Source organism: Nodosilinea sp. P-1105 (assembly GCF_012911975.1).
In the GTDB taxonomy this organism is placed as follows: Bacteria; Cyanobacteriota; Cyanobacteriia; order Phormidesmidales; family Phormidesmidaceae; genus Nodosilinea.
In genome coordinates, this window is sequence record NZ_SMDQ01000109.1 from 1 (window position 1) to 9,759 (window position 9,759).

Consider the following 9,759-nt stretch of genomic DNA (forward strand, 5'->3'; position numbering starts at 1 on the left):
CTATAGCAATCGCCCCGCCCTGATGAAGCGACTGCGCTCGATTAGGACATAACGCCCAGGCTATAGTAGTGGGCAACCGCAACCCACGTCCTTGCCATGACCGGATTTGAACCCCTGATCAGTGCCGCTGCCGTTGGCCTGGGTAGCCTGATCACCAGCCTGGTGAAGGACAAAGGCACCGAAACCCTAAAAAAGCTGGACTGGGACATTGGCAAAAACCTGGCCCTGCGAAAGGCCTTGGTAGACTACGTGCGCCGCTACATCGATCGCCACGGCACTCTCAAGGTCGCCTGCGTGCGCATGGACTACCCTGTGCGCCTGGATGAAATCTATACCGCTGTACAACTGCTGGATCGCTCCGCCCTGCGCTATTTCGAGTCGGAAGATGCCCTGCAAGAGCAGTACCGCGAAAGCGGCAAGCGCAGCTTCAACGTTACTACAGCTGAGAAGAAACCCGGTCTGCAAGTGGCCAACGAACAGCAGTACCTGATGGTACTGGGCGGGCCTGGGGTAGGCAAATCGACCTTTTTGCGCAAGGTGGGCCTGGAGGCGCTGCGGACCCTGGGCCGCCGCGATTTTCCGGATAAAGACCCCGGCAACCTGCTGGTACCCCAGCAGATTTTTTACCAGCACCCCTGCATTCCGGTGATGCTAGAGCTGCGCCAGTTCGACAAGGCTGATCTCAGCATTCAATCCGTCATTGCCGCCGAGCTAGAAACCTGCGGCTTTCCCCATCCCGAAGAACTGACGGAGCTATTTCTCAAAAACGGCAAGTTGCTGGTGCTGCTGGACGGCCTGGACGAAGTGCCCAGCGCCACCTTCAACCACGCCATCACTGAAATCGAAAACCTGGTCGATCGCTACAGCGACAACCGCTACATCGCCTCCTGTCGGGTGGCTGCCTACACCTTTGGCGGCTTCCGCAGGTTCAAAGATGTGGCCATGGCTGTCTTTGAGGACGTACAGATTCAGCAGTTCATTCAAAACTGGTTCCAAAAAGAACGCGACACCGAAACCAACACCGCCGATCGCTGCTGGGAACTACTGAACAGCCCTGACTACCGAGCCGCCAAAGAGCTGGCTCAAACCCCCCTGTTGCTGACCCTGCTGTGCGTTGTCTACGACGAGTTCCAAGATTTTCCCAAAAAGCGCCACGCCCTCTATGGCGAATCGCTAGACGTGCTGCTACGAAAGTGGGCCTCTGAAAAACGCATCCAGCGCAACCCCATCTACCAAGAACTCAGCGCCGAGCTGGAGTTAGACATGCTGGCGGAGATTGCCTACACCAGCTTTGTGGATGACCAGCTTTTCTTTTCCAAAGATCGGCTGATCAGCCAGATTCGTGAGTTTTTGGTGGATAACCTCAATGCACCCCGCCACCTGGATGCCGAAACTGTGCTGAAAGAAATCGAGATTCAGCAGGGCATTTTGGTGGAACGGGCCAGGGATGCCTATTCCTTTTCGCACCTGACATTTCAGGAATACCTAACTGCCAAGTGCATTGTGGACAACAACAAAATTGATCAACTGGTGCGCGACCATGCCACTGAGAAGCACTGGCGAGAGGTGTTTCTGCTGGTGGCCGGGTTGGCCCCAGGCAGGCGCGGAGCTGATGAGCTATTGCTAACCCTGGAGCGGCAAGCGCAGACCCACATTTCTACGCCGAAACTCAAATCCCTGCTGACCTGGGCCACAGCCGCCACCAAAGGATCTCCAGGAGGAGGTAAGGACGCTGCAAAACGAACAGCAGCCATCTTTCTCGCCCGCGCTCTTGCCCGCGACCACGACCTCGCCCTCGCCCTCGCCCTCGCCCTCGCCCGCACCCACGCCTTCGATCTCGCCCTCGCCCTTGCCTTAGACCTAGACCTAGACTTCGCCCTTGCCCGCGCCCTTGCCCGTGTCCGCGCCCGCGCCCTTGCCCTTGCCTTGGACCTAGACCTAGACTTAGCCCTTACTCTCGACCGCGCCCTTGACCGTGCCTTCGACCGTGCCCTCATTTTCGACCTTGCTCGTGATCTCGACCTTGCCCGTGACCTCGTTCAGGAATATCAAAATTTGGCGATTTTCAGAGATGATTTAATTAGCAATCTAAATATAAATTTAGATCTTTTAGAAGGTTTGACTCCAAGCAAAGGAGATTCTTTAGGAAAACGGAAAGAATTTACCCAAAGAATTATCCTCTGCTTTTCTGATAATTTAAGATTTGAATTTGAAAATTTGCATTTTTCTAATGAGGAGACACAATGGCTAGAAAAATATCTCTACACCCTAGAACTCATGGTTCGCTGCAAGGATGCAGCAGTACGGGTGTCACCTCAGGTGTGGGAGGGTATTGAGGCGCGCATGGTCACAGTGCCCGAGTGACGATTTTGGATTTTAGATTGGGGATTTTGGATTGCAAGGCCGATATTGAAATTCTGGGAGACAACTACTATGACCACAACTATTAACCTGTAAATCTCTCTGGACTCCCTCATTCAAGCTGTTGCCTCCCTTGGCCTAGAGGCAAAATTAAACTCAGCTAAGTAAACATCATGCCTGACGCGGTGATGGTTTCCAATTTGGTTCAGAAACAGATTGTTAACCTTCTGACTTCAGTCAGGCTCAAGGTGCAGGAGAAAATCTTAATGCTCAAATCAGAGCCCCGTCCCCACGGAACTTTTCCCTCACTGAACTCGAATGAGCTACTGGAGCGTATGTTGATGGCAGTTTGCCTGCAAGCTAAGTCTAAAAGCTAAGCGATCGCACCCATTTCCTATGTAACGGTGAAGTGCAGCGGCAGCGACTAACCTTGGTATTACCACCGACTCTATTTTTTCCGCTGCTGCACCGATTTGTTATGTGGCTGGATGCTGAGCAGATCCCCCATGCTCCTTATGCTTGCAAAATTTTTGTCAGCAGCTCTGAGCTAATTCGAAAGCCCGCGTTTTGAATGAGATCTTTAAGTACGGGTTGCAAGGGTGGAAGGTCGCCGGACTCCTTTGCCCGGAGCAAAACACCCAGCACACCCGTTACTTGAAGCCCCAGAGATTTAGCCACCTTCCGCCCGTCCCGCTCGTCCAGCAGTATCCAATCAGCTTGTTGTTCTAGAGCCAACGCAATTGCTGCGGCTTCACCACCATCCAGGCTTTGCCGCAGTAGTTGAACAAGAGATTGATTGCTGAAGGGCTGGACTTGAATCCAGCCAGCGGTAAGAGCGGCTCGAATGGACTGGGAACCGGGACGCTCTTCATCAGTCTTCAACTCATCCAGGACAGCAGGTGGAATCTGAATCTGACCAAACTGCTGGCGCAACAGGTCGAGTTGACCGACAATTGCCAAATTTAGAATGGGGGAGGTGTTACTGACGATGCGCATAGGCCAGGTCGTCCTCTAGTTCCTCGGTGCCATAGTGCCGCAGGATGCCGCGTTGGGCGAGGAGTTGGCCAAATTCGTACTTGTCCATCTGGGCCAGTTCTCTGGCTTTGCCCAAGGACAGCAAGTCCTGGGTGTAGAGCGCGATAGCCAGCTCATGGAGCAGTTCTTGTTCGATGCGCTGCTCTGGCAGGCGAATGGCCTGAAGAATGGTGTCGGGGATGGAGAGTTGCAGGCTCATAGCGGTTGGTACAAGGCTTTTAGGGCAAATGACTCTCACTGCTAATCTTAGCTTCCTCTGTCAACGGCATTCTAGAGCGATCGCCCGTGCCGCCAGGGGCGTTCGTTTTGGGTGACGGGATGATCCGAATGATCTGGCCCCAACTGCGATCGCACAATCCCCAGGGCTGGATGCACGGGAGCGGTTGAAGGCTGAGCCGCGATCGCTGGTGGTGACCTATTACGATGGCGCGATGGTCAAAGACCGGCCCATAGGGCCATTGCTCCCTGCCCCTGCGGGGTCGATGGCATCATGCTGGCGGCGGTGGCTACCCCAGGGCAGAGCAGGCTCCGGGTGGCCGATCGGCCCAGCCCTCCCGATACCTTCGGCCTCGTCGAAATTCAGCACCGCTCTACTGGCGAAATCCTGCGCTATACCATTCCCGCCATCGCCAGGCCCCTGCTGGATGAGTGGAACGCCTTTCTGGATGCCGCAGGACGATACGACGCGGTGATGGGTGCGCCCGCTGCACGGCTATTTGTGGTGGCGTGAGCGGGGAAACGGCGGGCACTATCGGGTGCAAGCGGGTTGTTACGCTGGCGGCAACTGGTCATGCAACTCTGGCTCAACATCAGCGACTTTGGCTAACACAGCCTCATATTTTGCTCGATCACCCCGGCTGGCGCGCTCCTGCAAATACCCTTCAGTCGTTAATGCTGAAATTTTCTCGGCAACTGCCAAGGCGATAAACTGGTCGAGCGAAACCCCATCCTGCTCTGCAAGGCTCTGCAAGCTTTTGTATAAGGAGTCGGGTAGCTGGATGCTTAACGTGCTCATGACAGTCCTCCAATAGACTCCAGGAAACTGGCCGGGGTAACGGCACTAACCCCAAATCGCTCAATGCCTGCAAAATCGCTGATATTGTATGTCACTACGCTATCACAGCCCGCCTTAACCGCCAGTTCCAGTACCATGTCATCTTTTGGATCGGGCAAGAAAGGTCGCCAAAGGAAGAAAATCTGGTGATGAATCGCAACAGCGCAGTGAAAATCCAAGAAATCTTGTACATCTGAGGCATTAATGGCTAGATTCGGCAGTTCCCGCAATAAAACCTCTTCATACTCCAGAACTAGCGGTACAGAAAGATTGATCTTAAACTGCTCGCTGTCAACCAGTCCTAATAGACGAAAAGCACTCCCGTTTCTAGAACGTAGCCCAGCAACAACGACATTGGTGTCGATCACAATTTGGGGGATGGGCATTGGCGGTAGCACCGAGGCGTTTGTCGGTAACCCACCAATGTTACCGCCTACCCAGATCCTTGCCGAGGTAGTTTTTTATACCTAAAAGCATCTGTCTTGGATTGCCCCGCCACAGAATAGTCGGCATAACGACCAAGTTGAGCGGCGCTAGACAACACTTAAACGAAGCAACAAATCTTCATCCGCCGCTCCAACGACTTGTTATACAGCGTTTTGGCAAGAGTTTAATCGCTTGATTAAAGAACTTCTTCAGCCAAAAGTTGCCCCTTGACTCGTTCATATTCATCCTCAAGGAGCCACTCTTGGGCTGCTTGATAACTGGAGTGGGTGACTACAAGTTTATAGTCAGATGCAGGATTAAAAATGCGACAAGTACCATCTTGGGCACCCACCAGCATGAGAATCTTAGGCGGAAAAAGAACTGGATCAACCCAAAGTTCCAGGAATTTCCAGGTTTTAGCTTGTTCTGCGAGGGCTGGTGCGTGGGATTGCATGATACTCACCTGTTGTTTTCACAATTTTGATCTCGCCGTAGTAAAGCGGAGTTTGGCTCCCATCTACTCTAATTATGTAACCGATTGGCTCAGAAAAGTAGAGTCCATACCGTTCGTAATCATCGTCTTTATCCTCTACCCCAGTTCGTTCTCCACCTGCGATGATAGCCTGAGTGACTTGTTTTAGGGTTTCGAGGTCGTTGAATACATGCGCTCTACCTTCTCTGCGGAGCAGCCGCTGGACTTGAGGAGTATTTGGTAAATGGCGATTAACCAAACTTGGTCGGGGATCAGGGGTAATATCTCGGTCAATTCCGCTCATGAGTTGGGAGATCGCACTTCAAGTAATTCATAAGCAAGGTGCGTTCCCCAAAATCTATCGGTGGAGTGGGAAAAGTTGAATTAAGGAACATACCCTACGGCGATCTCGCCCGCACTCACTTTCCAGAAGATGCTTGCTGCGACCAATTCTCTTGTGCCTGTGACCAAACCTCCATTAAACGCTTCGAAAACAATTGCAGTCGTTCTGAATCATCCTGTACGCTTGCATATTCCCCACTACATTGTACATAAAGAAAAAGTTGTGTCTGGAACTGCTGAGAAATATTGCGAGATTGCACCCACATTTTTTGTGTATTTGTTTGGCTCAACAATGTTGTTGAAAGCGTTGCTAAACCACTTACGGTAGGGACAACCCAATCCAATTGCCCAAGAACTTTGCTGGCAGACAAAGCCGAGAGAATGGTTGTACAGACAGCTACCCGAATTTCTCACCACTCCTGTAGCACAGCGCTACACAGGGCCATGTTGCCATCACCCCGATGATTTCGCGAACCGAGATCGGGTAAATGCAGACTCGATGCGGCGAATTGTCTAATCAGGAGCGGAAAGCAGCCATGAATCACGACCCGGAGGCAGGTGAAAGCGTGATCTCACGCTAGTGCCACAAATCGGGAACAATAGCTTAGAGTTCCTTCCCTATATCCAAATGCCCGATTATCGACGCGCCTACACTCCCGGCGGAGTCATTTTTATAACCCTAGTCACCTTCAACCGCAGACCCATCTTTACAGAACCCGACAACATAAAACGCCTGCGCCACGCTACCGCCACCGTTAAAGCTGAAATGCCCTTTGACATTACCGCCGCCGTCGTCCTTCCTGACCATATCCATTTTGTATGGACTCTGCCCCCAAATGATGACAATTACTCAAAGCGAGTTGGGCGGCTAAAGGTGCTGTTTACGCGATCGCTCAAGGGCAGTTTTGCGCTACCTCAGGATGTTTGTACCTCTCGTCAACGACACCGTGAAAGCGACGTATGGCAACGGCGATTTTGGGAGCACACCATTCGTGATGAAGCAGATTGGGTAGGGCACATCAATTACTTGCATTACAACCCGGTGAAACATGGGTTGGTGGAGTGTCCGCATCAGTGGGATTTTTTGAGTTTTCGGCAGTTTGTAAGGGAGGGATTTTATGAAGAGGATTGGGGTTGTGGGTACAGAATGAAGGAAGCAGCCAATAATTATATTGGGGAGGGGTTGGTTGCAGGTGAATAAATGAGGCGGTGGGCAGTGCCCACCCTACTCGCTACTTTGTTGTGATGGGCGACGAGTTAGATAAGCCTCAAAATAGAACCATCGGTAGCGCTGACCTCTCGGTAAGCAACCACAACATACTTACGCCCTAGCTGAGTTACTTCATAAATTTGATTGAGATATCAACCCTACTTCGTACCACTTCACCACAGCGGCAATCAGCAATTCTCGGCCAAACTCGTCGGGGGTGCTGGGTAAAGCCGAGAAGGCACTTTCTGGTAGATTAAGTTAAATTTGAATCATAGGGCCTGCCCCCTCATTTTTGCTTCGTCAATACGGTTGAACTCCCCTGCCACTTAGCCTATGATGCTTCTGCGGGGAATGACTTCTAGGCGGGGAAGAGAGGAGCGGCAACTCCTCAAATCCCCTGAGACATCCCTCTTATCGTGGGTAAGTGAGATGCCCTTAGGAGCCATTCTAAGAGCTAGCGTCTTGTTTTACCTTCATTTGGGACGGCTAGATCGTTCCCCGTTTTCCTAAACCGAAAACGGAGAAGCCCGTATGTATCAACCCAATCCTGGAGACCTCAAGGTCTCCACCCAGTTCCGGCTGCCTACCTACCAGCCCGTTGGTTTTACCGGCCCAGAGGGCCATCGCCTCTGCCACATCCTGCTAGGCGACTACGCCGCCGTGGTTGCAGCCATCAATCGCATGGAAGTGCTGCACTACTGCGTTGGCGAAGCCTGCCCGGAGGGCAAAAGAATCGCCTGGCTCGACCCCATCCCCACCGGGCGCAATGGCGAATACATCAGCGTCATGTCGCACCGGATAACGCCGCAAGAATAGACTGACTCGCCAACAACGTCATGCAGGCCGCCCATGACAAAGACAGCACCGGAGCGATGGCGGCCTGTTTTCTAACGTTTCATTTCGTCTGGCTACAGTATAGTACTAAAGAACTATGCTGTGTTTGCAGTTTGGTGTTGTCCCGCGATCGCAGATCCATGTCTAACCAGATCACCCTACGCCCTGCCACCGCCGCCGACATTCCCCGGCTACGCCATTGGGACGAGCAGCCCCACGTCATCGCCGCTAACCCCAACGACCCCTGGGATTGGGAGTCAGACTTTGCCGCCCCTGCCGACTGGCAGGAGCATTGGATCGCTGAATTAGGCGATCGCCCCATTGGTTTTATTGAAATCATCGACCCAGCCCAGGAGCCGACCCACTACTGGGGCGATGTGCCCGCCAATCTGCGCGCCCTCGACATCTGGATTGGGGAAGCCACCGATTTGAACCAGGGCTACGGCACCACCATGATCCAGCTTGCCCTGGCCCACTGTTTTGCCGACCCTGCCGTCACCGCTGTGCTGGTGGATCCCCTGGCCAGCAATACCCGAGCTCACCGCTTTTACGAGCGCCAGGGGTTTACGTTTGTGGAGCACCGCCGCTTTGGCTCCGATGATTGCTCGGTGTATCGCCTGAATCGGGCCGATTGGGCACAAACGATGGCGATGACCGAAGGCCAGTCTTTGACTATTGCGACCTAACCAGTCACAACCACAACGTCAACTCACCAGCACAGGTCATCCTTTGGTAGCGATTTCAACTACGACTTTCACGTTACCCAAGACTCATCTGTGACCCCTGTTCAATACAACTACCGCCATCAAGCAGAACTGGAGCAGCGAGAAGAGTCTTATTTCATGAAGGGTGAAAACCACGGGTTGAGCGTCTTCTTTCGCCTGGACGACGACGTCTTCCACACCTACTCCACCTACGCCCGTGGCGTTGAAGGGTTAACCAATGCCTACAGCCTTCTGGATGTGACGCCCTATGGTCGCCAGGAAGACTTTGAAGATTCGCCACCGGGTTGGCCCCAACAGCCGACCTACGGGGCCTGAAGCTGACAGATCAACCATTAACCCGAGGCCAATCCCATGAAATACATGTTGCTTATTTACAGTGATGAAAATGCCTGGACCGAACGGGAGCAGGAGGACTGCTTGACCGAATCGGTGCAGATCAGCCAACAGCTCAAAGCCAGTGGTCGCTACCTGGGGGCATCGCCGCTCCAGCCCGTATCGACTGCCACCAGCGTGCGGGTGCGCCACGGCAAACGCCTGGTCACCGATGGCCCCTTTGCCGAAACCCACGAACAGCTCGGCGGCTACTTTTTAATTGACGCCAGCGATCTGAATGAAGCCATCAACATTGCCGGACGCCTGCCCCCTGTTCATAAGGGCACGGTGGAAATTCGCCCTGTGGTGGAACTACCGGGCCTGCCTGGGCCTTAACGGCTTCAGCATCCCAAACCAGCAACAAGATCGCCTGTAAATTACTCGTCCTGCTATTTGGCCCATACAGAAAACCAGAGCCCGAGTTCATGTCCTTTCTCCATCAACAAAGGAGCAATACTGATGACAACGTTCACATCGACTAACAATCCTTCACTTACTCAAGATGAAGCCCAGATTCGCCAAATTATTACAGAGCACGCCAGAGCCATCTGCACCAAAAACCTGGATCAGATTATGGCTTTTTATGCTCCAGATATCGTCGTTTTTGACATGAAGCCACCCTTGGCCCACCGGGGTGCTGCCGCCTGTCACCACCTGTGGGCAACCAGCCTCCCTTGTATGCCCAATCCTTCTGGTACAGAGACCCAAGATCTCACTATCACCGTCAGCGGCGATTTAGCCCTGGCCCACTGGCTCTTCCGATTTACCGGGCTGGAGCCAGACCATCCAGCGGCGCAAATGTGGTTTCGCATTACTGCTGCTCCCGGTTCGCTCATTTTTGAGTGAGGTCGGCCAATTAGGTTAGATTTGGGCTATGGAAACTCCTCTAACCGTTATCACAGAACGGGTTGACGATATTCCCCTGCTG

13 protein-coding genes and 2 pseudogenes are annotated in these 9,759 nt (G+C 53.0%); 8 read left to right on the plus strand and 7 right to left on the minus strand.

Annotated elements, in window-relative coordinates:
* The first annotated feature begins 96 nt into the window (after positions 1–96).
* Complete coding sequence (locus tag E1H13_RS25435) at positions 97–2,364, plus strand: hypothetical protein (RefSeq protein ID WP_169617773.1); 2,268 nt, start codon at positions 97–99, stop codon at positions 2,362–2,364.
* Positions 2,365–2,874: 510 nt separating this feature from the next.
* Here the strand turns inward: E1H13_RS25435 and E1H13_RS25440 are convergent.
* Together E1H13_RS25440 and E1H13_RS25445 are read right to left on the minus strand one after the other, a co-directional pair.
* A complete protein-coding gene (locus tag E1H13_RS25440) occupies positions 2,875–3,357 on the minus strand; it encodes a DUF3368 domain-containing protein (protein ID WP_169617774.1) in 483 nt (160 codons plus the stop codon).
* Positions 3,341–3,595: a UPF0175 family protein gene (locus tag E1H13_RS25445; protein ID WP_169617775.1), complete on the minus strand. Its 255-nt coding sequence runs from the start codon at positions 3,593–3,595 to the stop codon at positions 3,341–3,343. Before E1H13_RS25445 ends, E1H13_RS25440 begins: the two co-directional genes overlap by 17 nt.
* Before the next feature lie 333 nt (positions 3,596–3,928).
* Here E1H13_RS25445 and E1H13_RS25450 point away from each other — a divergent pair, with 333 nt between their 5' ends.
* On the plus strand, positions 3,929–4,126 hold the full coding sequence (locus tag E1H13_RS25450; RefSeq protein WP_169617776.1) for a hypothetical protein: 198 nt from the start codon (positions 3,929–3,931) through the stop codon (positions 4,124–4,126).
* Positions 4,127–4,165: 39 nt separating this feature from the next.
* On the opposite strand, the gene E1H13_RS25455 is transcribed toward E1H13_RS25450, so the two are convergent.
* The 4 genes from E1H13_RS25455 to E1H13_RS28180 form a co-directional block, all read right to left on the minus strand.
* A complete protein-coding gene (locus E1H13_RS25455; protein WP_169617777.1) occupies positions 4,166–4,411 on the minus strand; it encodes a toxin-antitoxin system HicB family antitoxin in 246 nt (81 codons plus the stop codon).
* Complete coding sequence (locus tag E1H13_RS25460) at positions 4,408–4,836, minus strand: putative toxin-antitoxin system toxin component, PIN family (protein ID WP_169617778.1); 429 nt, start codon at positions 4,834–4,836, stop codon at positions 4,408–4,410. Before E1H13_RS25460 ends, E1H13_RS25455 begins: the two co-directional genes overlap by 4 nt.
* 236 nt (positions 4,837–5,072) lie before the next feature.
* Positions 5,073–5,330, minus strand: coding sequence for a hypothetical protein (locus E1H13_RS25465; protein WP_169617779.1), 258 nt, complete (start codon positions 5,328–5,330; stop codon positions 5,073–5,075).
* Positions 5,293–5,652 carry a hypothetical protein gene (locus E1H13_RS28180; RefSeq protein ID WP_169617780.1) on the minus strand — a complete coding sequence of 120 codons (360 nt, stop codon included), beginning with the start codon at positions 5,650–5,652 and terminating at the stop codon, positions 5,293–5,295. Before E1H13_RS28180 ends, E1H13_RS25465 begins: the two co-directional genes overlap by 38 nt.
* A gap of 666 nt (positions 5,653–6,318) precedes the next feature.
* Between E1H13_RS28180 and E1H13_RS25480 the strand changes: the two genes are divergently transcribed.
* Positions 6,319–6,891: a transposase gene (locus E1H13_RS25480; RefSeq protein WP_169617782.1), complete on the plus strand. Its 573-nt coding sequence runs from the start codon at positions 6,319–6,321 to the stop codon at positions 6,889–6,891.
* 150 nt (positions 6,892–7,041) lie between these two features.
* Here the strand turns inward: E1H13_RS25480 and E1H13_RS27795 are convergent.
* A pseudogene (locus E1H13_RS27795) lies at positions 7,042–7,173 on the minus strand (UPF0175 family protein); the annotation flags it as partial.
* Between the two features lie 258 nt (positions 7,174–7,431).
* On the opposite strand from E1H13_RS27795, the gene E1H13_RS25490 reads away from it, so the two are divergent.
* From E1H13_RS25490 to E1H13_RS25510, 5 genes and pseudogenes are all read left to right on the plus strand, one after another.
* Positions 7,432–7,716, plus strand: coding sequence for a hypothetical protein (locus E1H13_RS25490; protein WP_169617783.1), 285 nt, complete (start codon positions 7,432–7,434; stop codon positions 7,714–7,716).
* A gap of 158 nt (positions 7,717–7,874) precedes the next feature.
* Positions 7,875–8,420: a GNAT family N-acetyltransferase gene (locus E1H13_RS25495; protein ID WP_169617784.1), complete on the plus strand. Its 546-nt coding sequence runs from the start codon at positions 7,875–7,877 to the stop codon at positions 8,418–8,420.
* A 42-nt stretch (positions 8,421–8,462) separates the two neighbouring features.
* Positions 8,463–8,774: pseudogene (locus E1H13_RS25500) on the plus strand (DUF899 family protein); the annotation flags it as partial.
* A 36-nt stretch (positions 8,775–8,810) separates the two neighbouring features.
* On the plus strand, positions 8,811–9,167 hold the full coding sequence (locus E1H13_RS25505; protein ID WP_169617785.1) for a YciI family protein: 357 nt from the start codon (positions 8,811–8,813) through the stop codon (positions 9,165–9,167).
* Positions 9,168–9,290: 123 nt separating this feature from the next.
* Positions 9,291–9,677 (plus strand): nuclear transport factor 2 family protein, encoded by a 387-nt coding sequence (locus tag E1H13_RS25510; protein WP_169617786.1) that lies wholly within the window; start codon positions 9,291–9,293, stop codon positions 9,675–9,677.
* The last annotated feature ends 82 nt before the right edge of the window (positions 9,678–9,759 follow it).